24 protein-coding genes and 1 pseudogene are annotated in these 24,763 nt (G+C 32.5%); 19 read left to right on the top strand and 6 right to left on the bottom strand.

The annotated features are described in order from the left end of the window. Window positions 1-382 precede the first annotated feature (382 nt). Together mglC and mglA are read right to left on the bottom strand one after the other, a co-directional pair. Window positions 383-1,417 carry a galactose/methyl galactoside ABC transporter permease MglC gene (gene mglC / locus CF386_RS05020; protein WP_089073319.1) on the bottom strand — a complete coding sequence of 345 codons (1,035 nt, stop codon included), beginning with the start codon at window positions 1,415-1,417 and terminating at the stop codon, window positions 383-385. A gap of 10 nt (window positions 1,418-1,427) precedes the next feature. Next, entirely contained in the window at window positions 1,428-2,942 is a 1,515-nt protein-coding gene (gene mglA, locus CF386_RS05015; protein WP_089073318.1) for a galactose/methyl galactoside ABC transporter ATP-binding protein MglA, read from the bottom strand. Between the two features lie 411 nt (window positions 2,943-3,353). On the opposite strand from mglA, the gene CF386_RS05010 reads away from it, so the two are divergent. Genes CF386_RS05010 through CF386_RS05000 form a run of 3 tightly spaced genes read left to right on the top strand, consistent with a single transcriptional unit; the run spans window position 3,354 to window position 5,389 of the window. Continuing rightward, window positions 3,354-4,115, top strand: a complete 762-nt coding sequence (locus CF386_RS05010) for a glycosyltransferase family 2 protein (RefSeq protein WP_089073317.1) — start codon at window positions 3,354-3,356, stop codon at window positions 4,113-4,115. Window positions 4,116-4,117: 2 nt separating this feature from the next. Further along, window positions 4,118-5,164 carry a glycosyltransferase family 4 protein gene (locus tag CF386_RS05005; RefSeq protein WP_089073316.1) on the top strand — a complete coding sequence of 349 codons (1,047 nt, stop codon included), beginning with the start codon at window positions 4,118-4,120 and terminating at the stop codon, window positions 5,162-5,164. A 12-nt stretch (window positions 5,165-5,176) separates the two neighbouring features. Further along, window positions 5,177-5,389, top strand: a complete 213-nt coding sequence (locus CF386_RS05000; RefSeq protein ID WP_089073315.1) for a hypothetical protein — start codon at window positions 5,177-5,179, stop codon at window positions 5,387-5,389. On the opposite strand, the gene CF386_RS04995 is transcribed toward CF386_RS05000, so the two are convergent. Further along, entirely contained in the window at window positions 5,390-5,995 is a 606-nt protein-coding gene (locus CF386_RS04995; RefSeq protein ID WP_089073314.1) for an anthranilate synthase component II, read from the bottom strand. Further along, the gene (locus CF386_RS04990) at window positions 5,992-7,374 is read right to left on the bottom strand and encodes an anthranilate synthase component I family protein (protein WP_225971687.1); all 1,383 of its coding nucleotides are present in this window, start codon (window positions 7,372-7,374) and stop codon (window positions 5,992-5,994) included. Before CF386_RS04990 ends, CF386_RS04995 begins: the two co-directional genes overlap by 4 nt. Before the next feature lie 277 nt (window positions 7,375-7,651). Between CF386_RS04990 and CF386_RS04985 the strand changes: the two genes are divergently transcribed. From CF386_RS04985 to CF386_RS04915, 16 genes and pseudogenes are all read left to right on the top strand, one after another. Next, window positions 7,652-8,026, top strand: a complete 375-nt coding sequence (locus CF386_RS04985) for an NADH-quinone oxidoreductase subunit A (protein ID WP_089073312.1) — start codon at window positions 7,652-7,654, stop codon at window positions 8,024-8,026. Between the two features lie 2 nt (window positions 8,027-8,028). Next, window positions 8,029-8,598, top strand: coding sequence for an NADH-quinone oxidoreductase subunit B (locus tag CF386_RS04980; protein WP_455430253.1), 570 nt, complete (start codon window positions 8,029-8,031; stop codon window positions 8,596-8,598). Next, entirely contained in the window at window positions 8,595-10,304 is a 1,710-nt protein-coding gene (gene nuoD / locus CF386_RS04975; protein WP_089073311.1) for an NADH dehydrogenase (quinone) subunit D, read from the top strand. Before CF386_RS04980 ends, nuoD begins: the two co-directional genes overlap by 4 nt. An 11-nt stretch (window positions 10,305-10,315) precedes the next feature. Next, window positions 10,316-10,864 carry an NADH-quinone oxidoreductase subunit NuoE gene (gene nuoE, locus CF386_RS04970; protein ID WP_089073310.1) on the top strand — a complete coding sequence of 183 codons (549 nt, stop codon included), beginning with the start codon at window positions 10,316-10,318 and terminating at the stop codon, window positions 10,862-10,864. Between the two features lie 3 nt (window positions 10,865-10,867). Continuing rightward, the gene (gene nuoF, locus CF386_RS04965; protein ID WP_089073309.1) at window positions 10,868-12,136 is read left to right on the top strand and encodes an NADH-quinone oxidoreductase subunit NuoF; all 1,269 of its coding nucleotides are present in this window, start codon (window positions 10,868-10,870) and stop codon (window positions 12,134-12,136) included. Continuing rightward, the gene (locus CF386_RS04960) at window positions 12,136-12,564 is read left to right on the top strand and encodes a 2Fe-2S iron-sulfur cluster-binding protein (protein ID WP_089073308.1); all 429 of its coding nucleotides are present in this window, start codon (window positions 12,136-12,138) and stop codon (window positions 12,562-12,564) included. Before nuoF ends, CF386_RS04960 begins: the two co-directional genes overlap by 1 nt. Window positions 12,565-12,587: 23 nt before the next feature. Then, window positions 12,588-12,695 (top strand): annotated as a pseudogene (locus CF386_RS13635) (hypothetical protein); the annotation flags it as partial. A 96-nt stretch (window positions 12,696-12,791) separates the two neighbouring features. Beyond that, window positions 12,792-14,459, top strand: a complete 1,668-nt coding sequence (locus CF386_RS04955; protein ID WP_089073307.1) for a molybdopterin-dependent oxidoreductase — start codon at window positions 12,792-12,794, stop codon at window positions 14,457-14,459. Further along, the gene (gene nuoH / locus CF386_RS04950; protein ID WP_089073306.1) at window positions 14,459-15,439 is read left to right on the top strand and encodes an NADH-quinone oxidoreductase subunit NuoH; all 981 of its coding nucleotides are present in this window, start codon (window positions 14,459-14,461) and stop codon (window positions 15,437-15,439) included. Before CF386_RS04955 ends, nuoH begins: the two co-directional genes overlap by 1 nt. Before the next feature lie 12 nt (window positions 15,440-15,451). Beyond that, window positions 15,452-15,988 carry an NADH-quinone oxidoreductase subunit NuoI gene (nuoI, locus tag CF386_RS04945; protein WP_089073305.1) on the top strand — a complete coding sequence of 179 codons (537 nt, stop codon included), beginning with the start codon at window positions 15,452-15,454 and terminating at the stop codon, window positions 15,986-15,988. A 15-nt stretch (window positions 15,989-16,003) separates the two neighbouring features. Beyond that, window positions 16,004-16,519 (top strand): NADH-quinone oxidoreductase subunit J family protein, encoded by a 516-nt coding sequence (locus CF386_RS04940; protein ID WP_089073304.1) that lies wholly within the window; start codon window positions 16,004-16,006, stop codon window positions 16,517-16,519. Continuing rightward, window positions 16,519-16,845 (top strand): NADH-quinone oxidoreductase subunit NuoK, encoded by a 327-nt coding sequence (nuoK, locus tag CF386_RS04935; RefSeq protein ID WP_089073303.1) that lies wholly within the window; start codon window positions 16,519-16,521, stop codon window positions 16,843-16,845. The genes CF386_RS04940 and nuoK overlap by 1 nt, the downstream gene beginning before the upstream one ends. A 133-nt stretch (window positions 16,846-16,978) precedes the next feature. Then, window positions 16,979-18,706: an NADH-quinone oxidoreductase subunit L gene (gene nuoL / locus CF386_RS04930; RefSeq protein WP_225971686.1), complete on the top strand. Its 1,728-nt coding sequence runs from the start codon at window positions 16,979-16,981 to the stop codon at window positions 18,704-18,706. Between the two features lie 18 nt (window positions 18,707-18,724). Beyond that, on the top strand, window positions 18,725-20,191 hold the full coding sequence (locus tag CF386_RS04925; protein WP_089073302.1) for a complex I subunit 4 family protein: 1,467 nt from the start codon (window positions 18,725-18,727) through the stop codon (window positions 20,189-20,191). A gap of 3 nt (window positions 20,192-20,194) precedes the next feature. Then, on the top strand, window positions 20,195-21,700 hold the full coding sequence (locus CF386_RS04920) for an NADH-quinone oxidoreductase subunit N (protein WP_089073301.1): 1,506 nt from the start codon (window positions 20,195-20,197) through the stop codon (window positions 21,698-21,700). 114 nt (window positions 21,701-21,814) lie between these two features. Continuing rightward, window positions 21,815-22,345, top strand: a complete 531-nt coding sequence (locus tag CF386_RS04915) for a YajG family lipoprotein (protein ID WP_089073300.1) — start codon at window positions 21,815-21,817, stop codon at window positions 22,343-22,345. Window positions 22,346-22,408: 63 nt separating this feature from the next. Here the strand turns inward: CF386_RS04915 and trpR are convergent, their stop codons facing one another. Both trpR and CF386_RS04905 read right to left on the bottom strand, forming a co-directional pair. Continuing rightward, window positions 22,409-22,714 (bottom strand): trp operon repressor, encoded by a 306-nt coding sequence (gene trpR / locus CF386_RS04910; RefSeq protein ID WP_089073299.1) that lies wholly within the window; start codon window positions 22,712-22,714, stop codon window positions 22,409-22,411. 58 nt (window positions 22,715-22,772) lie between these two features. Continuing rightward, window positions 22,773-24,719 carry a transglycosylase SLT domain-containing protein gene (locus tag CF386_RS04905; RefSeq protein ID WP_089073298.1) on the bottom strand — a complete coding sequence of 649 codons (1,947 nt, stop codon included), beginning with the start codon at window positions 24,717-24,719 and terminating at the stop codon, window positions 22,773-22,775. Window positions 24,720-24,763 lie beyond the last annotated feature (44 nt).

Here is a 24,763-nt window from a genome sequence, read left to right as displayed (position 1 = left end):
CATTTCCGTTTAGGCACTTTAAACTATCGTTTGGTACTAAAACATACACTTAGTATACATCTCAAAATCAGGAATTTGACAGTTTCGTTATCAAGTCCGACCACACTATTGTTAACTGTTTGATAACCATGGTGAGATCAAACCTTTTTTTATCTCTCAGCTCTTCATTATATTATGTGGAAAAAATATTATTGATGTTTGTAGTTTGATAACTCTATTCTTCGTGAGAAACCTTAACTTTATCGGACTTCATTTAGTTAAAGTCCCACACTTCACCCTGATTGGAGTTATTGCTCTACCTTAAAATAATAAAATCAGAAGTTTAGAAACAAAAAAACGTTTGGTTAGACCAAACGCTAAATTTTACTAGAGATATTTTAAATCATGATTTTTTGGCATTAGTTAAACTATCAACAGCAACTGCAAATATTATAATTCCACCTTTAAAAATTAGTTGCCAATTTGGACTAACTCCAATATATGTTAATCCATAAGCTACAATTGAGAAAATTAAAACACCTAAAATTACACCTGTAATTCTCCCTATTCCACCGAATAAAGAAACACCGCCTACCACACAAGCAGCAATAGCATCTAACTCAAACTGTGTTCCCATTGAACTTGTTGCACTTCCAACTCGACCAGCTTCTAAAAATCCTGCGAAACCATAAAATGCGCCTGCTATTACATATACAATAACTAAAGTTTTGGCAACATTAACACCTGAAACTTTTGCAGCTTCTGGGTTACCGCCTACTGCATAAATATTTTTTCCTAGTGTGGTCTTATTCCAAATAATCCACATTATTACTGATGCAATCGCAGCATAAATCAATAAGTAAGATATATTAAAATGACCTAATGATATAACTCCCTGAGTCATATTAGCATATGCATCTGAAAAGTTTGATATTGGTGCTGCTCCTAAATAATCATAGTACAAACTATTAATGCCTAAAAATACGAAAGAACTACCGAGAGTTGCTACAAAGGGAGTTACTTTCAAGTAAGCTACAATTAAACCATTTAGAAATCCTAAAAAAGCTCCTAGAAAAATCATTGCTATCAAAACTGGTAGTACTGGAATTTCGCCTAAGTTTGGAAATACTTTTCCAACAGTATCTGAAGCTTGAAGTAAGCTTGCTGATACAACACCTGCCATTCCAACCATCTTTCCAACTGACAAATCACATCCAGCTGTTAAAATAATTCCTCCAACGCCTAAAGCCATGATAAGTTTAACTGAAGATTGTGTTAATATATTACTTAAATTTCTTAAACTTACAAAAGAAGGTTCCTTATATATAATTAGAGCCAGTAGTAAAAGCAAAACGGTATATATTCCTCCTGCTTTTAAGTATTTTAAAAAAGTATCTTTTGTAATAAATGTGTTTGGACTATTTTCAGAAAGTTCCATGTTATACCTCTTATAAATAGCGAGAAGCTAAATTTAAAATTTCATTTTGTGTTGTGTTTTTTGTATCTACTATTCCGGCAACTTGACCATTGCTCATAACTAATATTCTATCGGTGATTCCCATTAATTCAGGCATCTCTGATGAGACAATAATGATACCTTTATCTTTGTTAGCTAAATCCAAAATAAGTTGATAAATTTCAAATTTAGCACCAATATCTATTCCTCTAGTTGGTTCATCAAGCATTAAAATTTCGGGTTGACTCAACAACCATCTCCCAATTATAACTTTTTGCTGGTTTCCTCCTGATAAAGACCCAATACTAGTTTGATTTGATGGAGTCTTTACTTTCATAGACTCTACTACCCAGTTGGTATCCTTATGCATATTACTAGCGCCTAATAAATGAGCTGAATTTTTATAATTTTTAAATGTTGAAACAAGGCTATTAAAAGTAATGTCTAAATCACTAAAGATACCAGTCGAACGTCTTTCCTCAGTAACTAAAGCAAAACCATTTTTAATTGCCTGTTTAGGCGTCCTATTAGCAATAGATTTTCCATGAAGTTTTACCTCTCCACTATCTATTTCTCTCAAACCAAATAAACTTTCAACTATTTCAGTTCTTTTTGATCCAACTAGACCAGCTATCCCTAAAATTTCTCCCTTTTTCAACTCGAAAGAAATATTTTTTATTGATGGCTGATGTTTAGCAGTTAAGTCATTTATTGATAGGATTGTTTCTTTTGGTATATTGGTTTTTTCAGGAAATCTTTGGTTAAGATCTCTGCCGACCATTTTGCTGACTATTTGATCCATTGAAATATCTTCAAGCGAACTATGACCGACCCATTGACCATCTCGAAGAATAGTTATTTCGTCACAAATTTCATAAATTTCATCCATTTTATGTGAAATATAAACTATTCCACATCCTTTATTTTTAAGGAGAGTTATTATTTTAAATAAATGTTTAACTTCTTTTTCCGTCAATGAAGAAGTAGGCTCATCCATAATTACAACTTTTGCATTATATGAGAAAGCTTTTGCTATTTCTATCATTTGCATTTGTGATACTGAAAGCGAAGAAACTAAAGATTGAGGATCAATATCTATTTGTAGCTCTTCAAAAATTTTTTTAGTATTATTGTACATTGATTTTTTATCAACCATGAAATTTTTAGTTGGGTACCTCCCCAACCACAAATTATCCATAACCGTAGTTTGTTGAACGAGATTTAGTTCCTGATGAACCATAGAAACACCTGATTCTAGAGCTTCTTTTGCTGAGCTAAATTGTATTTCATTATTTTCAAAAGTTATTTTTCCATCATCCTTTTTGTATATTCCAAAAAGACATTTCAATAAAGTTGACTTCCCTGCACCATTCTCACCCATTAGAGCATGAACTGAGTTCGGTTTAATTTTGAGATGGACATTATCCAATGCTTTGACACCTGGAAAGCTTTTATTTATGCCCTCCATTGTCAATAAGTAATCATTTTGTTGAGAGTTAGTAGCCATAGTTTAAATTTACATCCATACAATATTATTTTTATAATCGTTGTTTTTTAAAGGGATTCTGATAAATAATTAATAGATCCCTAAACTGGAAATTATTATATTCTTAAAAAATAAAAAATTATGTGATAAATATCTCTTATTATGTAAACGTTTACTTGCAGTAACACATATAAAAAAAACAAACTTCACCCAAGATTATTGCCATATAAATCAATATCTTATTAATTTGAGGGGCATCTAATTATTTACTTTAATTATGAGTTTCAAATAATTAATATCTCTTTCTGTGATCTAGGTTCAACTAGTTTTTCAAAAAGTTTTATTGTAAAAAAACAAATTTTTTATAAATAAAACATAAATAAAATAATTTATGATATGATTTATATTAAATAATATTTTTATAGAAAAGTTATGTCTGAAAAAGCTACAGTAGGTGTTCTGATAATTACACTAAATGAAGAAAAAAATTTGAAAAATTGTCTCGACTCTATTCAAGGATGGGTAAATGAAATAGTTATTTTAGATTCAGGCAGTACAGATAAAACTAAGTTTATTGCAGAACAATACCCAATCAAATGGTTTGAAGATTCAAATTGGCCTGGATTCGGTATACAAAGACAAAAAGCTCAAGAAAAACTCAGTACCGATTGGGTTCTTGCTCTAGATGCAGATGAAATTGTTACAAGTAAACTTAAAGCATCCATACTAGCTGCAGTCAAAAAAAATGACCAATCAAATTGTTACATGATAAACAGATTAAATAATTTATTTGGTAAATTTATTAAGCACTCAGGGTGGTCTCCTGATTGGATTGTTCGATTATATCCACGAAATAAAACTAACTATAATTCAGACTTGGTTCATGAAAAAGTTATAATTAAAAAACTAAACACTAGTAAATTAGATGGTAAACTTTTACACTACACTGGAGAAACTATTTCTAGTTATTTAAAAAAATCTTCTGGTTACATTGATCTTTGGGTAAACCAAAATTTACATAAAAAATCTTCACTAACTCAAGCAATAATTCATGCAAAATCACGTTTTTTTAAAACCTATATTTTAAAATTAGGTTTTTTGGATGGGAAACATGGTTTTTTAATCGCTATAATGGCTTCATATCACGTTTTTTTACGTTATACTGCATTAGCATTAAGAAAAAAAGAGAAATAAATATGCATATTTGCCATATTAATTTAGCATCAGAGTTTTATGGTGGCGAAAATCAAACATTTTTAATGATTAAAAAGCAAATTGAGATTGGTATACAAGTCACAATAGTATGTAAAAAAAACTCCCCTTTTGCATTAAAAGTTAGAAATTTGAATTGTAAAAAACTTGAAATTGCCCAGTTTTTATTTGGGCATATATCCTCTTTGTTCTTAAATTTTGATATGATCCACGTTCATGAGGGCAAGGCTCTATATTGGGCGCTTATACAAAACTTTCTTAGAAAAAAAAAATACATAATAACAAGAAGAATTGATAAACCAATTAAAAATAGACTTTTTCTGAAAATTGGTTATAGACGATCTTCATATTTAGTTGCACTAAGCAATAAAATAAAAGCAATTATGAAGCTAGAATTCCCATCTCAAAATATTGAAGTAATACCTTCTTCACCAGAAAAAGATTCATTGGACCATCATGATTTGCTCAAACTAAAAAATATAACCCAAGATCAATTTGTAATTATTCAGGTTGGCAAGTTGCTCAAACTTAAGGGGTATGAAACTTCTATTGAAGCTGCAAAAAAAGTTAAGAAAGTAATTCCTAATGTACACTTTTATTTTTTAGGTGACGGTCCTCAAGAGTCTAATTTAAGAAGACTTATTAACGATGAAGATTTTATTCATTTAATGGGATATCAAGCTAATACTACCTCATGGTATAAAATATCAGATATACAAATACATCCCTCCTTGCAAGAAGGTTTAGGTAGTTCAATTTTAGAGGGACTACTAAATGGAACAAATGTGATAGCTAGTAATGTCGGAGGGATACCAGACATAATTCAAAACAACATAAATGGTCTTTTGTTTGAACCTAAAAATGCTCAAGAATTATCTAAAAAAATACAATATCTATATGAAAACCCGATGTTAACTGAAAAGTTTTTTCAAAATAATAAGAAAATCCTAAAAAAGTTTGACATTAATTATACTTGTAAACAATATATACAGATATATGAAGAAGTTCTTTCTAACGAGAAAATTAAATAATGGAGCCAGTCAATGGATATTAAATTACTTAAAGAATTACTTGATGATACGTCAAAAATTATAATTGATTTAAAGTTACATGAAGAAGAATCTGATAAACTTAAAAAATTATCAAATGTTCAATCTAATCTCAATATAATCATTGATAATTTTTCATCTTTAGATGCAGATAGACAGTCTCTGTCAGAGTGGTATAAAGAAAACAATAAATATTGTGAAGAATAGCTAATTAACATCTAAAAAATTAGACACAATTTGTTTGCCTGCCTCTGTTGCAAAAGATTCAGGGTGAAATTGGATTCCATAAATGGGGTAACTTTTATGTTTTATAGCCATGACAGTTTCCTCTTCTTCGTTGCTATCCATACACGTCGCCGTGACTTCTAAATTTTGGTTGCAATTTCTATGGATTACTTTCAAAGAATGGTATCTCATCACGCTAATATTTTGAGGAACATTAATAAAAAGATCCTCCTCATTATGGGTAATAGAGCTTTGTTTCCCATGAACTGGAATATTAGATTTTGTTAAATCACAACCAAAGGCAATTGCAATACCTTGCATACCCAAACACACACCTAAAGTTGGTATAACTTTTGATGCATTTTGAATTATATCTAGACAATTTCCAAAATAATTTGTACTTTTAGGGTTTCCTGGTCCTGGCGAAATAATAATTCTGTCATAATTTTTATTGTATATCATAGTACAATCAACGAGATTATTTCTAATAACATCAATCTCAAAATTTGTTTCATTTAGGATTGAACCTACCAGCTGATATAAGTTGTATGTAAATGAGTCATAATTATCTATTATTAAAATTTTCACTTCAAATCTCCATTAAATTTATCCAAAACAATCTTAGAAGCAGCCAATTTTTTTTGTATTTCATTATATTCTTTACTAGCTTCGGAATCATAGACAATACCTCCACATGTTTGAATATACGCTTCATTTTTGTTAATGAAAATACTTCTAATAGGTATGGCAAAGTTACAGTTTCCATTAAAACAAAATTCCCCTACTGCTCCTCCATATATGCCTCGTGCTTCAATTTCCATTTCATCTATAAGATTCATTGCCTCTATTTTTGGTGCACCAGTCAAAGTTCCAGCTGGGAAATTTGCCCTCAAGCAAGAAAACATATCATATTTAGGACTTAATAACCCTGAAATCTCAGATGAGATATGCTGAACATGTGAAAACTTTTTTATATCCATTAACTTTCTAATTCTTACTGTACCAAAGATAGAGACTTTGCCAATATCGTTTCTATGTAAGTCAACCAACATGTTATGTTCCGCAATTTCTTTCTGATCTTGAAGTAATTTTTTAGCTAAATCTTTATCTTCAACTTCACTTTTACCTCTTTTAATGGTTCCGGCCAAAGGATAGCTTTCAACTTCATTATCTTTTAATCTAACTAATAATTCAGGAGATGCCCCTATAATACATTGCTCCTTAAACTTAACATAAAACATATGTGGTGATGGATTTATCTGTCTAAGCTCATCATAAATTTTTCTTTTATCACCTTGAACCGTGTATTTTGATTGATATCCCAACTCACACTGAAAGAGATTTCCTAATTTTATATTTTCTTTTACTTTATTCATTAAAAGTTTATGCTCTTTTTCTGATAGAGTGTCCTTAATAAAGGATATATCTAAACTTTTTTCAATTGGAATCTCCTGTTGTATTAAATCATTTATGATAGAAATTCTATTCTCGTTATAATAAAAATATTCAATAGAATTAGTTACGTTATCTAATATGAGACCATCAAGATAAAGTGCAAATTTGAAAGTTTCAAAATCTGTATGTTTCTTTACACATACAGAACTATCAAAATAATTAATACAATCATAAGCACAAAACCCAACAAGGCCACCTGCATATTCCCTTGACAATATGTTTTGTGGTATCAATTTTCTGAGTTCTTCGTAGGCATTTTCACATTCAATCTTATGAATACAATTATGTTGTAAATCTTCGATGATCAATTCATCTATTTTCACAGAGGAAATTATACTTCTGGGCGAAAAACCAATGACGTGGTATCTATTTCTAGTACTATCTTCGCCTAAAGATTCAAATATATGACAATACTCATTTTTACTTTCAATTTTTTTAAAAAGATCATAAAAGCCTAGTTGCATATCTAGTTTTATATATTTAGGTTTACCTGATACCTCACTATGGTACATTATATACATCCTTAAAAATGATAAATCCACAAAAACTAAACTACCACACTAGTACATTAGTTTCAAGAAAAAAACACTCACTTTCATGTTAATGATAATTATTATTATTATCATGTAGTTACTTGTTTACGTCTATGCAATTCTAATTTGTAAAATTGATATGAAAATATTGCAATTCTAGTTTGAATTGATGCTTAAGTAAGAATATAATTAGGTGCTTTATTTTAACAATATAAAAACAATTTATTTAACAACATAAATAACGAAGGAGTATAAAATGAGTGCCTTCCACTCTGGAGTGATGATCGGGCTGTTTGCTCTAATAGCAACAGGTATTATCGTTGCGATATTAGTAGTAAACCGGTTATTAGGTGATTTTAATAGACAAAAAATCCATGATGAAGATGTTCCTTTCGAAAGTGGTTTATTACCATCGAGTAGTACTCAACGTCACTTCTCTATTAGTTATTATTTAATTGCAGCCGCATTTCTAATCTTTGAATTAGAAGCAGCAATTTTATGGGCTTGGGCAATTGATTATTGGAGTTTAGGTATTTCTGGTACCATTGCTGCGCTTGTTTTTATGGTCATACTTTTACTTGGATTAGTATATTTAATCCGTAAAGGTGGACTTAACTTTGGAGGAAAGTAATTTTGACTAGTAAAAATCAATCTATTGATATAAAAAATATAGGTGCACCCAATAGTCCGTCAGGTACTAAAGATGGAATGTTTAGCTCGATGGTGGGAAAACTTGATGATATGATTTCCTGGTGTAGAAATTACTCTCTATGGCCATATAACTTTGGGACATCTTGTTGTTTTGTCGAAATGATGACTGCAGTAACACCTAAATATGACATGGCGAGGATGGGTTCTGAAGTACTTAGAGGTTCACCTAGACAAAGTGATGTTCTAATTACTGCAGGTACTTGTTTTATTAAAATGGCTCCTCTAATGAGACATATATACGACCAAATGTTGGAGCCTAAATGGGTCATTTCCATGGGATCTTGCTCAAATTCAGGTGGCATGTATGATATATATAGCGTTGTCCAAGGTGTTGATAAAATTTTACCTGTAGATGTATACATTCCTGGTTGTCCACCAAGACCTGAAGCTGTTTTAGAAGCTCTCTTAATTCTTCAAAAGCACGTTAAAGAAAACCCAGTCTCAGTTCTCAAAAAATCACGAAAACCTCTTGGTATTGAGGTGTCAGTATGATGGATAAGATTAGTTCTTCACTGCATGAAATATTTAATGCTCAATCGTTTAATGATAAATACAAGGGTAGCTCTAGCTTTGTGCTTCCATACGAAAATTTTCATAATGCATTGTTGTTTTTAAAGAAAAATGAACATATAAATTTTGATACTCTCCTTGACATGTCTCTAATTGACGAGTCTGAACGTTCATCTACTTGCAACTTCACTTTATTCGTTCATCTCTTATCAATTAAAGATAATACTTTTATATCTCTTCGTACAACTATAACAAAAGATTCAGAACCCGATACATTATCAAATATTTGGCCCTCAGCAAATTGGTATGAAAGAGAAATTTATGACATGTTTGGTATTAAATTTAATAATCACCCAAATATGAAAAGAATTCTTCTTCCAGAATATTGGGAAGGTCATCCTCTGTTGAAAACTGAAGAAGGCAGAGCAACAGAAAGACCAGAGCCTTGCGGTTTTGATCCTGATTCATTAAAAAAAGTTCTCGAAGGTTACCATAGTGATAAAGTTGTTGATGAAAGAGATGATGGGAAGACACTTGTAAATATAGGCCCCAATCACCCGGGTACTGATGGTGTGATCAGACTGATGGTCAAACTTAAAGGTGAAACTATTACTGAGCTTGATCAAGAAATTGGTTATCATCATAGAGGTGCTGAAAAAATCGCTGAAAATCATACTTATCATAACTATATTCCATATACTAATAGAATTGATTACCTTGGTGGAGCAGCAGGTGAGTTACCATATGTACTAGCTTGCGAGCAACTAACTGGTATAAAAGTCCCCGAAAGAGCTGAAGTTATTAGAGTAATGATTTCAGAAATATTCAGGATATGTTCTCATTTGGTGTGGATAGGAAGCCTTGGTCATAACCTTGGTGCCATGGGACCTGCTTTCTATACTTTCCTTGAAAGAGAAAAGCTGTTCCATATTATTGAATTAATTTGCGGTGGAAGAATGCACCCTGCATTTTTTAGAATTGGCGGTGTTGCCGTTGATCTACCTGATGGATGGTACGAAGATGTGATGTCCAGTTGTAAAGCTGTTGAAGATAGAATGTCTGAAATTGAGGCCTTGACCGTTAAATCTAAAATTTTCCAAATGCGAACTAAAGATATTGCTGTTTATTCAAAGCAACAGGCGTTAGATTGGAGTTTAACTGGACCAAATTTACGAGCAGCAGGTTTCGATTACGATTTAAGGAAGCAAAAACCATACTCTGGATATGAAAATTATGAGTTCGATGTTCCAACAGCTGACAAGAGCGATGCATTTAACCGAATGATTCTAAGACTGGAAGAAATTAGACAAAGTATAAGAATTATAAGACAAGCCGCAAATAATATGCCAAGTGGTGAAATATTATCTATAAATCAACCTAGATTTAGTCTACCCAAAAAAGAAAATGCACTTCAAGATATCGAAACAATGATATATCACTTTACTGATGTTGGTAAAGGTTTGAGATTTCCAAAAGGTGAGAGCTTTTTTGCTACAGAAACTTCAAAAGGAATCACTAGTTACCATATAGTTAGTGATGGCTCTTCGAATCCTTATAGAGTTAGAATAAGAACTCCTTCTTTCGCTCACTTTCAGTCAGTCGGTGCGGTATCAGTAGGAGATAACCTTGGTAATGTTATATGTCTTATTGGTTCAATAGACTACGTATTAGCTGATATAGATAGGTAAAGGTAATTATAATGAAATTAAATGAACAAGAAATTGCACACTTAGTTGAACACATTGGACATTATCCAGAAAAAAGAGCAGGTGCAATATATTGCTTGTACTATGTTCAGGATAAATATGGTTATATTCCAAGAGAAAGTTTAGATGAAATTAGTGAGCTAACTAGTCTATCACCTCTTCAACTCGATGAGCTTATTACTTTTTATACTCTTTTAAGAAGAAGACCTGTAGGTCGAAACCTTATGAGAGTTTGTACCAGTATATCCTGTCATATCAGAGGTGGTGAAAAGGTACTTAGTGCTGCTCAGAAAGAAACAAAAGTGCCTTTAGGTGAAATAACTTCTGACGGCTCAATGACTGTATTACCAAGCATTTGCTTAGGTTTATGTCAAAAGGCTCCAGTTGCTTTAGTTAATGATGTTGATGTTTTAGAAAATTTAACTCCTGAAACTATTAGTCAGCATATTAATAAATATATGAATGAAGCAGTATCAGCAAAAGCTCCTACAGCTAATGGTAGATTGATAACTACATTAAAACCTCAAAGTGAGGAGAAATAATCCATGGAAAAAATTCTATCAAGAAATTTTGATGAAAAAGAACCTCTAGACTTAAGCGGCTTTCGTGATAAAGGTGGATATGCATCATTAAACAAAATTTTAGGCAGACCAAGGAATGAATTAATTCAAGAAGTCAAAGATTCAGGCCTTAGGGGTTGCGGAGGAGCTGGCTTCCCTACTGGTGTTAAATGGAGTTTCCTTGCAAAAGATGCCCCTCACCCAATTTATTTGGTCATAAACCTTGATGAATCAGAGCCTGGCTCATGTAAAGATAGAGAAATACTTTATAGAGATCCTCACACAATAATTGAAGGAGTTATCGCTTCAGGTTATGTTCTTGGAGCAGACAAAGCCTTTGTTTTTGTCAGAGGAGAGTATCGTATTGGTGCAGAAAAGCTTGAAAAGGCAGTTAATGAAGCAAGAGATGCTGGATATTTAGGAAAAAATATACTGGGATCTGGTTATTCATTAGATATTGATGTTCACCTTAGTGCTGGTAGATATATCTGTGGAGAAGAAACTGCACTGTTAAATGCTCTTGAAGGCAGAAGAGGTAACCCAAGATCTAAGCCACCCTTCCCTATTGTTAGTGGATTATGGGGTAAGCCAACGATAGTCAATAATGTTGAAACCGTCAGCCATGTTCCTTATATTTTAACAAAGGGTCCTGAATGGTTTAAGGGACAAGGAGTCAATGGTGGTGCTGGGACACATATCTATCAAGTTTCTGGATGCGTGAAGAATCCTGGTACTTTTGAGCTTCCTATGGGGGTTACAGCAAGAGAGCTTATTTTTGAACATGCTGGTGGTATGCTTGAAGGTAGAGAGCTTGTTGCTTTTCAACCAGGTGGAACTTCCACACCATTAATGTTACCAGAGCACTTGGATATACCACTAACGTGGGATGGCCCATCTACAGTTGGGTCGAGATTAGGTACCGGTGGGTTAATAGTTATGGATGATAGTATCTGTCCTATTGACTTCTTAATTAATGTCGTGACATTTTATGCAATGGAGTCTTGTGGATTTTGTACGCCGTGTCGTGATGGACTGCCTTACTTAGTTCATGTACTTAAAAAATTTGAAGAAGGAACAGCTACGTCCAAAGATTTCGACTTGGTTTCTGAACTATGCGATACAATCTATCCAAGTACACACTGTGCTCACGCTCCAGGTGCAGTAATGCCTGTTCAAGGAGCTATACAACAATTCAAACATATATTTGAAGAACACATTCAAATGAAACATTGTAAATATAAAGGAGGTCTCTAATGGGTACTATTTACATAGATGATCAGCCTGTTGAGTTTAAAGATGGTGATAATGTATTAGATGCTGCAAAAAATGCTGGAATAGAGGTTCCATATTTTTGTTATCATCCAGCCATGGGCTCCGTCGGTTCTTGTAGGGCATGTGCAATGGAAACTGTCCCACAAAAAGAAGGTGAAAGACCAAGACTTGTCATGTCTTGTACAGTTAAAGCTGCTGATGGTATGAAATTTACTTTAAATAGCGGTAAATCTGAACAAGTACACAAAAATGTAATAGAATTTAATATGACAAATCACCCTAACGATTGTCCAGTTTGTGATGAGGGTGGAGATTGTCAACTACAAGATATGACTGTTCTAAGTGGACATGCATATAGACGATATGATGGTAAAAAAGAACGGTTAATAACCAATACCTCGGTCCATTAGTATGGAATACTGCAAATAGATGTATCACCTGTTACAGATGTTCTAGATTCTATCAAGATTATGCTTTAGGTGATGACTTTGGACCATTAGGTTCTCGTAACCAAGTAGTTTTTAAAAGAATCGATGATGGTCATTTTGATAGCCCATTTGCGGGTAACATCATTACGGTCTGTCCAACAGGAACTTTCACTGATAAAGTTTACAGACGTAAATATTCAAGAACATGGATGTTAGATAAATCAGAGTCCATATGTAATCATTGTAGTGTTGGTTGTAATATCGAAGTTGGTAGTCGAAAACAAACTTTGAGAGTCATAAAACCAAAAGAAAATGAATCTGTTAACAAATACTTTATTTGTGATAAAGGTAGATATGCTCCTCATGCAGCAGACTCTTCTGATAGACCATTAGATGTTTATATAAATGGTACGAAAGAAGCAGAACTAAATCATGACGCAGGGAAATTGTTAAAAGAGACCTTACAAAATGATTTCAAATATGGAGGTATTTTAGGGTCTGAAAGAGAGGATCTAATTAGTAATGTAACTCTTAAAGAATTATCTGAAGAGTTAAATGTACCATTCAGTAGTTTTAATGATTCTGATGTTGAAGATAAAGTGAAGCTTGCAGTAAGTTTAAGTGCAAATTCCCCATCAATTGATGACATTGAAGTTGCTGATTGCATTTTTATTGTTGGTGAAATTACAGAACAAGCGACAATGCTTGATCTTGCTGCGCGTCAGGCTTTAAAAAAGGAAGTTCCTGTATACTTAATAAATTCAGCACCTACTTTGTTTGCTGAATTAGAAAAAAAGTATTCTAATTTAAAAAGACTCTCAATACCAACAAATGAAATTAATGATGAATTAACTAAAATTAAAAATCAAAACGATGATGATGGTTTCCACGGTAATTTGCAAAACGACATTGCCAATGCAAATAAGCCAGTTATATTAGGTATGGTCGACTCCTTATCATTAAAAGGCATTCAACTACTTAATGAGATAAATGAAAACTTTGAAAAATCAAAACTTGGTTTTGCACTTCCCGCTTCAGGTTCATATGGCGCAGCTTTAGTATCACAACCACAAAGCTGTGATAAACTTTTAACCTCAATTGAAAACGGTAATTTAAAAACACTTTTAATTGTAGGGAATGATCCATTATCTGGAAATCAACGTAAAAGATGGAAGAACGCAATAGCAAAATTAGAGAAACTCGTTGTTATTGATTACATTTACTCAGAAACGGCTAAAGAAGCTAATCTATTTCTTCCTTCCACAGCACATGTGGAAAGAAATGGTGTCCTAATCAATTTTGAAGGAAGAGTACAATCTTTTGAAGCCTCTTACAAAAAGGAACTGCCACTTTTTGATCCTGAAGGCCTAAGAAAAAGTTTAAGCTCAAATGTACAAACAAAAATTAATGAGTTTCTAAACAAACTATTCATAACGAAGCCAAGTGTTAAATCTCAGGGAGTTTTACTAACTGCTGCTCAGATAAAATCACTTATTAATACTTCACATATAAATTTCAAAGAAGTGAAAACTTCTAACGGAATAAACGTTGAAGTTTATAGATGGTTTGGTGAAGAAAGTGTTGCTAATTTTTCAAAAGAAATAAGTTCACTTAGTCCACAAAAAAATGTACTAATTTCGAAAGAAATAATTGAAGACAATAAAGGAACTGAGTGCTATGAAGTTAAATTAAAGAACAATGGTAAAGAAATAATTATGCCATTTAAAGTATCTAAGCAACTTCCAAAAAATTCAATTGCTCTTCAAAAAGAAAAATTAAATGAACTAAACATATTTGAACTTTCAAATATTCAATTGGAGTTCATAAAGCCACTTTTTACCGATGCTTCACAAAGTAATAACACAGGAGGTTACTAATGAGCGAGATATTAATCTGGGTAGGCGTTATCATAGGTATGGTAATTACATCCTTAGTTTTAATATTAGTCTCGGGCTATGTCGTTTTTGCTGAGAGAAGAGTTTTAGCTCTTCTTCAAGATCGTTATGGTCCTAACAGAGCTGGACCATTTGGCATGCTGCAAGCGTTGGCTGATGCACTAAAGCTAATGACTAAAGAGTCTTTTCTGCCGGGGTTTGTTGATAGGAAACTGTATAAACTAGCTCCTGTTATTGTTGTTGTAACTGTTTTAACCAGTTTTGCACTAGTTCCTTGGAGTAAAAACTTTTATTGGGCCTCCGACTTCAATGTAGGATTGCTTCTTATTCTCGGTTTAAGTTCCTTGCATGCATATGGGGTATTTTTGGGAGGTTGGTCCTCAAGTAGTAAATACACTGTATTAGGCTCAATAAGAACAATAGCTCAATTGATTAGCTATGAGTTATCTTTAGGGATATCTTTATTAGGCGTTGTAATGATTTCGGGTAGCTTTAGCTTATCTGAAATAGTAAACCATCAGTCATCATGGTGGTTTATTGTTTTACAACCTATTGGATTTCTTGTGTTTTTCATTGCTGGTATAGCAGAAACTCATAGATTACCTTTTGATATGCCAGAAGCTGAAAATGAACTTACTGCGGGTTTTAATACCGAATATGGAGGCATGCCTTTCGCAATGTTCTTCTTAGGAGAATATCTTGGTGTTGTTTTAGTTTCTGCATTGACAACAACCCTATACTTAGGTGGCTGGCATGGTCCTTGGGCTGAGAGCTCTCCAATAGTGGGCTTTATTTGGTTTTGTATTAAGACATTATTACTTGTATTCTTTTATATTTGGATGAGAGCAAGTGTACCAAGAACAAGATGGGATCAATTAATGTCATTTGGTTGGAAGTTTCTGCTTCCTCTTGGAATCGCAAATACAATTATAACAGCTGCAGTTGGCTTAATCTGGATGTAAAAAGGCAAAAAAATGAAAATTACTCAATATATAGGTGAAATTACTGGTGCTTTTTCAGCAACAATAAAGCACGCCTTCGCAAAAAGGGATACAGTACTCTACCCCGAAGTTAAGCCGGATATACCTGGTAGATGGAGAGGGAGAATCATTTTAACAAAAACACCAAAAGGTGAAGAGAGATGCGTTGCTTGTTATCTATGTTCTTCTGTTTGTCCCGCTCATGCAATCACAATTCAGGGAGCAGAGAGAGAAGAAGATGAAAGAAGGTATGCAAAATCATTTGAAATTAATTTTGCTAGATGTATCTTCTGTGGAATGTGTGAAGAGGCTTGTCCTACTAGAGCAATTCAAACAACGAATGATTTCGAAATGGGCGAGAAAAATAGAGACTCTCTAACATATGATAAAAAAGCATTGTCTGTTGATGGGGTTGGAAAATATCCTGACTTTGATTACTTCGAACACACTGGTGTTCCAATTAAGGGTAAAGAAGTTGGTGATAATGTCGATGAAAACAAACCTGTAGATGTTTATTCTATCTTACCCTAACACAGAGGATTTAAAATGTTTCTATTAACAATCGTATTTTACATTGCTTGTATAGTTACTGCAGGCAGTGCCTTTTGCTTGTTATTCGTAAAAAAACCAATGCATGGTGCGTTGTACTTAACTTCGTCAATGTTAGCATTATCAATTATTTTCTATTGTTTGGGCGCACCATTTTTATTTGCCATGCAGTTAATTTTGTATATAGGCGCAGTTATTGTTTTATTTGTGTTTTTTATCATGTTAAGTCCTCTAGATAAGACTTCAACTTTTAACTTAAATGAAATGAATACTGTTATTCCAGTCGGTATTATTGTGATTTTGACACTATCCATTATTACACTCTTTACTACTGGTCCAAGCATGCCTTCAACTGAATTTTCTTCCATACAAATTATAGACAGTAAATCTGTTGGTTCTTTACTTTTCACACACTATAAATTAGCAATTGAGCTCATTTCAACCCTACTTCTTGCTGCTATGGTTGCTGTGATTTATTTCGCTAAGAATATTGAAAAAAATGAGGCTGAATAATGAGTTTACTACATATCATATCTTTTTCTATTCTACTATTTCTTCTTGGACTTACTATAGTCTTAGTTAGAAGACAACTTCTATTTATACTAATGGGTTTAGAAATAATGATAAATGGAGTTGTTTTAATTTTTATTGGTGCTGGACAGTATTGGGGTAGTGCAAATGGTCAAGTTATTTCTCTATTTATAATGCTTGTTGCTGGCAGTGAATTAGCAATAACTCTTTTAATAGCAATGTTAAGCTATCGTTACTTAAAAACAACAAGAATCGACAACTTAAACCAGCTTAGCGATCGATTAAATAAGGAAAATGAACTATTATGAATCATTTATTATGGCTAATACCCTGTTTGCCTTTATTTGGCTCTCTAATTATTTCTACCGTAAATGGTTTACCTACAAAAACCTACTCCTATATTGGAAATCTTAGTGTATTTTGACTGCCCTTCTAGTTGGCATGCTTTGGGTTGATGGAACATGGAATCAACCAGTTACCCAAGAACTATTTAATTGGATGCACGTAGGCTATTGGAACATTTCTATCGACTTTAGAATTGATAAGTTTACTCTTATAATGTGTAGTGTCACAAGTTGGGTAGGCTTTTTAATCCATATGTATTCTGTTCAATATATGGAAGATAAGGCTGGTTCAAGAAGATACTTTGCATATTTAAATATGTTTGTTGGAGGAATGCTTTTATTTGTCACCTCAGATAATTTAATATTTTTATATGCTGGTTGGGAGATCATGGGCTTGTGTTCATATGCCTTAATATCTCACTTTTATCAAACAGAAAAAAATGTGTTTGCAGGAAGGAAAGCTTTTGTTGCCACAAGAATTGGCGATACAGCTCTTGCCATTGGTATTTTTCTCTGTTTCAAAGAGTTTAATACCGTAAATCTTCAAGAAATATTCCAACTTGCACCAAATGTCGATAAAACAACATTATCTGCTATTTGTATTCTTTTCATGATAGGAGCATTTGCAAAGTCAGCTCAATTTCCTCTTCATATTTGGCTACCTGATGCTATGGCGGGTCCCGCAACCGTTTCTGCTCTAATTCACGCAGCAACAATGGTCACAGCTGGCGTATATCTAACAACTAGATGTCATGTTCTGTTTGACTTAGTTCCTGATGTCAGATGGTGGATTGCTTTTGTTGGGTGTATCACGCTAGTTTACTCTGCGGTTGCAGCTATAGGTCAAAATGAACTCAAAAAAATCTTAGCATATTCAACCATTAGCCAAATTGGTTACATGTTTGCTGCTGTTGGTGTCGGTGCATATTCTCTTGCTTTATTCCATTTAATGGTTCATGCATGTTTTAAAGCTCTTCTATTTATGGGCTCAGGAGCTATTATTGATATCTTTAATGGTGAGTATGATGTCAGAAAGATGGGAGGTCTTCATAAAAGGCAAAAAACCTTATCATACTGCTATCTTGCAGGATCACTAGCATTAGCTGCACTTCCATTAATTACAGCAAGCTTTTATAGTAAAGATGCTATAATTGCCGCAGATTTTGCAGGTCAAAATGGTCTAATTTTAGCTGGCTTAGGGTTAATTGGTGCCATTTTTACTGGAGCGTACAGTATGAGAATGTACCTAATGATCTTTAGTGGTAAGCAACGAGGGAAAATTCTTGATTATAAAATGCGTATCGGAATGAAACTTCCTCTAATCATTCTTGCAATTGCCAGTATTTGTATAGGATTTATTCAAATGCCTGAGGGATGGCCTGGACCTCACCTACTTCTTAAGTGGCTTGCTCCTGTCTTAGGTATGCCTAAAATGCCGGAAGGATCTTCAGATATTGTATTAGAAATTATTGGGGCATTAGCTTCTATTATTGGTATTTTAATTGCAGTCATAATTGTTCCAAGAGAATTGAGTAAAAGTAAAGGAACTGGAAGTATAAAAATCCTTAATAAGGCATTTTACTGGGATGATATATGTTTCAAAGTATTCGTAGCTCCATTCGTGTTCTTTTACAAACTTTTAGATTCACTTATAGAAAAAGTTGTTTTAAACACTCTGTTGGTTAATGGAACGAAAAAAGTACTTTCATCATGCTCTTCTGGTCTTAGTTTTATACAAAGCGGTATTGTAATAAAGTACGTTATTTATATGATAATCGGGGTGATATTTATATTATGTTACTTACTAAGCGCAAGCCCATTTTAATTAAGGGATAATATTTTTATGTTTTTTTGGTTAAATTTTATTATATATTTTCCATTAATCTCAGCTATTTTTATATGGCTTGGATGTAATGGAAAAAATGAGTTAGCTCGTTCTCTTACGCTGAGTGTAGTTACAGTCGAAACGTTAATACTAACATTTATGTATTTAAATGGTGCGTTTCCTCTAAACTATGAAGCTAGTTGGATGCATGAAACACTAGGTTTTAATTATGTTTTACGACTAGATGGCTTCTCTCTAGCATTAATTCTACTGACTTCATTTTTAGGCGTTATTTCTACAATTGTTAGCTGGGAAAGAGTAAAAAACTGGGGTTCTTATGGTCCTCTTCTACTTGGAACAATAACAGGATTAGTAGGTGTCTTTACAGCATATGATCTCATACTGTTTTATACATTCTGGGAAATAATGTTAATTCCTATATATTTTATGCTTAGCTTTTGGGGTGACAAAAACAGTAAGCAAGCTGCATTAAAATTTATTATTGTTACAGTTTTTTCATCCTTGCTAATGCTTTTAGGTTTAATATTCCTATGCTTTATTCATTATGCAGAGACAAATGAATTCACTTTAAATATACTTGATTTAATTAATTCGCCCATAAAAGACGTTACTGCAGCGAAATGGATATTTGCAGCAATGTTTATTGCTTTTGCTGTAAAAATACCATTATTTCCATTTCACTTTTGGGCACCAGATACATATAAAAGTGGCGAACCAGGTGCGATCATTCTCCTTTCTGGAGCTATGGCAAATGCGGGTATATATGGTGTCATTAGATTTTGTGTACCATTATTCCCAGAAGTCAGCTCTGTATTTGTTCAAATGGGTATGGCTTTAGGTGCTTTTGGTACTGTTTATGCTGCCCTTCTTGCAATAAAACAGACCAATATTAGATCCGTTTTTGCATACTCGAGTATAAGTCATATGAACATCATTGTGGTTGCAATTTTTGCTTGGCAAATTGAATCATTAAATGGAGCTGCTCTTCAACTTATTGCTCATGGTATTTCCATTGCAGGACTTTTTACTATAGTAAGTATGCTTTTAGATAGAAATAAAGATGGAAATATGCAAGAACTCGGTGGCCTTTTCAAAAAAATGCCAGCATTAGGTCTAGTTTTTCTTGTGTATATAGTTGCTACTATTGGTATGCCTGGCCTAGCTAATTTCACAGGTGAAGCATTGATTCTTGCAGGTTCTTTTAAAGTTAGTACAGTTTGGCCAAGCTTAGCGGCAATATCTATACTATTGAGTGTCATTTATGGGGTTCGTGTTTATGGTAAATCCATGTGGGGCCCATTAAAGAATGCTGATACATCAACATTAGTCCTAGATTTAAATGCAAGAGAAAAAGCAATGTCTGCAATGCTAATAATTTTATTATTTTTTATTGGGTTATATCCAAATATTGTATTGGAACCAATCCATAACTCAATAGCAACTTTAATGAAAATAGGACTATAAATAATGATGTCATCAAATATTTTAGATTTATTACCTATAATGTTAACAGGGCTTGGTGGTTTATTAGTCCTTCTTATCGGAGTATGGCCTGGGGTTAAATCATCTCAACCTGCATATATAACCACTATTATTTTATTAGGTCTTGCTATTTTATACGTTTTAAGAACTGATAGTAGTAACCCTTCTGAATTTGAAAACCTCATTAGGTTAGGGACTGTAACAACCAAATATTTTTGGGCTTTATTTTGTTTGGGTGGTATTTTCACAGTTACATTAGCAAATTCAAACAAATCTTTAAGTGGTGAAATTGATGAAATATTTTATTCATTAATTTTATTTGCTGTCACAGGAGCACTCGTACTAAGTTCATCGGTAGATCTATTAGCATCTTTTATAGGTATGGAATTAAGTGTCATATCAATATTAGCACTTATAGCATGGCAGCCAAAAAGATTTGGGGCTATTGAAGCTGCAATCAAATTTGCGATTACAGCGACGATTGGTGCAGCTATCTTCTTACTAGGTATAGCATTAATATATTCAGGTACTGGTACAACATACATACCTCAAATTGTTAATCAACTACAAGCTAATGTTCATTCAATACCGTTTTTAGTATATATTGGTATAGGTTTAATCATAGCTGGTATTGCTTTCGATATTGCTATTGTTCCCTTTCATACTTGGCTTCCTGATGTTTTCCAAGGTGCTTCAGATCCGGTTGTCGCATTTATCGGATCTGTGGGTAAAATTGCGATGTTAATATTCTTATTAAATTTTGCAATTATGGTTCAAGGAGTATGGTTTTACTACAAAGGACTAATTTGGACTCTAGGTATTCTGAGTATTTTAATTGGAAGTATTATGGCCTTAAAACAGAACAACTTGCGTAGGATACTTGCATATTCTTCTGTTTCTCATTTTGGTTATGTTTTTTTAGTAATTGCAACTATATCACCAAATTCACAAGATCAAGTATTTAATGATTTAGTAATTGAATCAGCAATGTATTATGGATTAGCTTATTCAATCATGAATATAGTTTGTTTTGGAGTATTAAACTTCTTAAACAAAGAAAGCTCTTCAGGTAAATTAGCTGAGTATAGAGGTCTTGGCAGAAAATATCCAATATTAGGGTTTGCTTTTGCTTTATCGATATTGTCATTAGCTGGATTTCCACCAACAGCTGGTTTTATTGCAAAATATAATTTATTTATGGCATTGATTGCTCAGCAAAACTTCCTTTCAAATAGCTCAATGATTTTCCCTTTAATCATTGCAGTGATTGGAGCAGCAATTTCTATTTTCTATTATTTACGTGTTCTTATTACATTCTTTAATAAGCCGGAAAAATCAAATAGTGCTGATTTGAATATAAGCTCACAAAATCAGACCATTACTTTCAACTCGAGTTTTGGTTCAGTTTTTACAATGATTATTGGAAGTCTTTCTATTGTATTTGTTGGTTTAGCTGCTAACCCAATAATACTTGCATTTCTTAACAGATAAAATAATATGGACTAGATAATTTATCATCTAGTCCATACATATTTACAAAAATTTATTTCTATCCCTACTCTAAGCATCTATACTAACTACTAAACTTATCTAAAACGATCCTTTATGAAAAAAATAATTTTAATCCTATCCATTTTTACAATGATAGGTTGTGCGAAAAAAACAACTACTGTAAATATAGAGCCGAAATTAACGTTAAATAAGTCTATTATCATCAAATCTAACATTAATTTAGATGTAAATGATTTGCGTGAAAGGAATAAAAGCTATGTGAATTTTGGTAATGACCTAAAAAAAGAAACTTACAATACAGTTGCTAATGCTTATCGATTAAATATAAGTTCTGAACAAAAAAATAATAAGTTGAATACTTTATCTTTAAATATATTACAACTAGGCTTCAATCAAAAACAAGAAACAGTAACAGTCGAAAGTAATTTAATCTGTGAGATTTCAGTTGATGTTCAAACAGCGAAGACAAACTATAAGAATAAATATATTTATAAGAATACTTATAATACCATCACTGAACCAAGTATTTCAGACAAAAATACTTATATCAACACAATCTTTGATAAGTGTTTAAATAAAGCCCTTAATGACCCCAAAATATACGAAGTTTTAAATCAAAATTAGATTATATAATTCCATGGTTTATCTTCAACCCATTTAAGGGGATGAAGATAAACACTAACTTTTCTAATTTATCGTAGAAGTTATTAACTTTTGAATAGTTTTTTTTGTTTGTTCATCAGTCCGTTTAAGTTCGTTTGAACCGCGTGTAATTGTGGCAACTCCTACACCTAATAATTTACTTATATTACGTTGACTCATCTCAGAATTTAATAGTAAATCTAAAATATTTGCACGTGATGTCAAAGCAAGTCGTTCATCTTCAGTTAACAGAATATTTAACAACAAGTCATGCTCATTATTTTTAAAAGCAAATTCTATCAAAGCCAGAACATCATCCCAGCTCTTAAATTTTGCAATCACGTCTTCCATTTAAATTTTCACCTTAAGTTTTAATATAATCTTAGTTTATTAAATATATATACCTTATTCAATATATTCTAGCTAATTCATTATTATCCAGTAGTCTAATGTTGGATTCATTTAAAATAGTTTTGTAGTAGATATCATACATTAAAATATTTTTAACATAGCCCCTTGTTTCCTTGAATGGTATGCATTGAATAAAATCATATACATCTAAACGACCTCGAGATTCTTTTAACCATTTAGTCACGCGATGTGGTCCAGCATTATATGATGCAAATGCAAGTATTCTATTGCCATTGTACTTATCTAACATCATCGATAAATATGCTGTCCCCAACTCTATATTAACTTGTGGAATATAAAGAGAAGAAAGCCCTGCATAGGGTAAATTTATTTCTTTGGCTGTTTCATATGCTGTTGCTGGCATTAATTGCATTAACCCTCTAGCACCTGCATGCGATTTAGCTGTTGTATTAAATGCACTCTCTTGTCTTGATAGAGCATATAATATAGATTCATCAACGCCATATTTTTTACTATAAAATTGGAACCACCATTTATGAGCCAATGGAAATCTCGTGTCTATATAATCAAAGAATTTACCATGGATTGTGGCTAGTACTGTTAGATAATTCCAATGATGCTTATGTGCATATAATGATAGAGTTTCATGTTCTTTACGATTTGTTTTATTTAAAAGAAAATTCCATTCTTTAATTGCATAATCAATTTGATTAATTGCTATTAATTCACCTACAATGGATAGCTCCGTTTTATACTTATTAATTACAGTTTTATTGAATCTTAATTTTGGAACAGGAAATGAAATATTTTTTTCTAATATAGTTGCTGCAGCTGCACTATAAAAGTCCCTTTTACCAACAATTTGATTTAATAAACGCCTGCCTTCTTTTTTATTGCCTAATTTTTCTGTAAATCTAGCATGCCAAAATCTCCACTCTAGTGATTTTTTTGATTTAGTAGGCAAAAAGTTGTACCAATATTCAGCAGATTTCCACTTAGCCTCTCTCATTTCCATTCTAATTCGAGTTGCTATGAGCGCTTCATCCTCTGAGTTTCTAATAACATTATCTCGCCACTTATTATTAGAAAAATTGTCGTAATTCATTAATTTTTGAGCAGTATAATCTTTTAAATACTGGAAAGAATATGCAGGAAGATTTTGTGATAATTTTATACTATTTAGGGATTTCACAGCTAAATTAATATTTGTTCTAACTAAACGTTTATAAGCTTCTGTAACAATTTTTTGATTATAGTTATCTACAAGGTTTTTTTTAGCAAACTTAGTCACTAAGTTGGGATTTTTATACAAATCGACTATCTGTCTAGCTAGTTGCTTACTTTTTAGGTCTTTAATCGAATCACTCAATCGCGTTATTTCATTTAAGGAGCCGTTGCTTTTAAATAAAAATAATAATCTCGATAGTTTATCTTTATCTGTAATTTTGTTTGTGTTTTTCCAAGCTGAAATTAATTTTTTGCAATTTTTGGGGAATTGCTTGTAACCTGACCAAATTTCTTTTGCACCAGACCATGCTAGACTCTGGTTCCCAACTTTTAACTGACTATAATAATAATCACATTTAAATCTTAAACTTTTAGGTTTATAATTCTGAACCTTCAGATAATCAGACCATTTACTATTTGCAATTAAATAAAGAGCATATTCATCTTTTATGGGATTTGAAAACGCGTAATTATTATGGCTACGAGAAAAATTCAAAATTTGGTTCACACTATATTTTGAAAAATTTTGTTTGATATGTTGATATCTTAAGTAAGGTGTGAGCGGATATTTACTTTGATTAAGCTTTCTGTATATCTTATTAAAGGAGCCAATATCTCCATTCAAAAGATATTTTTGAGCTCTTAAATAATCTACCCTTTCAGAAGATTCATTCTCGTTAGCATTAATTGACAAACATGTTAATAAACACGGAATAAAAATAAAAGGATAAAGTATGAAATATTTTTTGATATTCATAAACGAGCTCCCTGTTTAATTGAAATAAATACTGTATTCATTTT

Source organism: Paraphotobacterium marinum (assembly GCF_002216855.1).
GTDB classification, from domain to species: Bacteria; Pseudomonadota; Gammaproteobacteria; order Enterobacterales; family Vibrionaceae; genus Paraphotobacterium; species Paraphotobacterium marinum.
This window is presented reverse-complemented; position numbering and strand designations above follow the sequence as displayed.

Coding starts and splice junctions, on each gene's coding strand:
- mglC (WP_089073319.1), bottom strand. CDS start 1,417: ATGGAACTTTCTGAAAATAGTCCAAACACATTTATTACAAAAGATACT.
- mglA (WP_089073318.1), bottom strand. CDS start 2,942: ATGGCTACTAACTCTCAACAAAATGATTACTTATTGACAATGGAGGGC.
- CF386_RS05010 (WP_089073317.1), top strand. CDS start 3,354: ATGTCTGAAAAAGCTACAGTAGGTGTTCTGATAATTACACTAAATGAA.
- CF386_RS05005 (WP_089073316.1), top strand. CDS start 4,118: ATGCATATTTGCCATATTAATTTAGCATCAGAGTTTTATGGTGGCGAA.
- CF386_RS05000 (WP_089073315.1), top strand. CDS start 5,177: ATGGATATTAAATTACTTAAAGAATTACTTGATGATACGTCAAAAATT.
- CF386_RS04990 (WP_225971687.1), bottom strand. CDS start 7,374: ATGTACCATAGTGAGGTATCAGGTAAACCTAAATATATAAAACTAGAT.
- CF386_RS04985 (WP_089073312.1), top strand. CDS start 7,652: ATGAGTGCCTTCCACTCTGGAGTGATGATCGGGCTGTTTGCTCTAATA.
- nuoD (WP_089073311.1), top strand. CDS start 8,595: ATGATGGATAAGATTAGTTCTTCACTGCATGAAATATTTAATGCTCAA.
- nuoE (WP_089073310.1), top strand. CDS start 10,316: ATGAAATTAAATGAACAAGAAATTGCACACTTAGTTGAACACATTGGA.
- nuoF (WP_089073309.1), top strand. CDS start 10,868: ATGGAAAAAATTCTATCAAGAAATTTTGATGAAAAAGAACCTCTAGAC.
- CF386_RS04960 (WP_089073308.1), top strand. CDS start 12,136: ATGGGTACTATTTACATAGATGATCAGCCTGTTGAGTTTAAAGATGGT.
- CF386_RS04955 (WP_089073307.1), top strand. CDS start 12,792: ATGTTAGATAAATCAGAGTCCATATGTAATCATTGTAGTGTTGGTTGT.
- nuoH (WP_089073306.1), top strand. CDS start 14,459: ATGAGCGAGATATTAATCTGGGTAGGCGTTATCATAGGTATGGTAATT.
- nuoI (WP_089073305.1), top strand. CDS start 15,452: ATGAAAATTACTCAATATATAGGTGAAATTACTGGTGCTTTTTCAGCA.
- CF386_RS04940 (WP_089073304.1), top strand. CDS start 16,004: ATGTTTCTATTAACAATCGTATTTTACATTGCTTGTATAGTTACTGCA.
- nuoK (WP_089073303.1), top strand. CDS start 16,519: ATGAGTTTACTACATATCATATCTTTTTCTATTCTACTATTTCTTCTT.
- nuoL (WP_225971686.1), top strand. CDS start 16,979: ATGCTTTGGGTTGATGGAACATGGAATCAACCAGTTACCCAAGAACTA.
- CF386_RS04925 (WP_089073302.1), top strand. CDS start 18,725: ATGTTTTTTTGGTTAAATTTTATTATATATTTTCCATTAATCTCAGCT.
- CF386_RS04920 (WP_089073301.1), top strand. CDS start 20,195: ATGATGTCATCAAATATTTTAGATTTATTACCTATAATGTTAACAGGG.
- CF386_RS04915 (WP_089073300.1), top strand. CDS start 21,815: ATGAAAAAAATAATTTTAATCCTATCCATTTTTACAATGATAGGTTGT.
- trpR (WP_089073299.1), bottom strand. CDS start 22,714: ATGGAAGACGTGATTGCAAAATTTAAGAGCTGGGATGATGTTCTGGCT.
- CF386_RS04905 (WP_089073298.1), bottom strand. CDS start 24,719: ATGAATATCAAAAAATATTTCATACTTTATCCTTTTATTTTTATTCCG.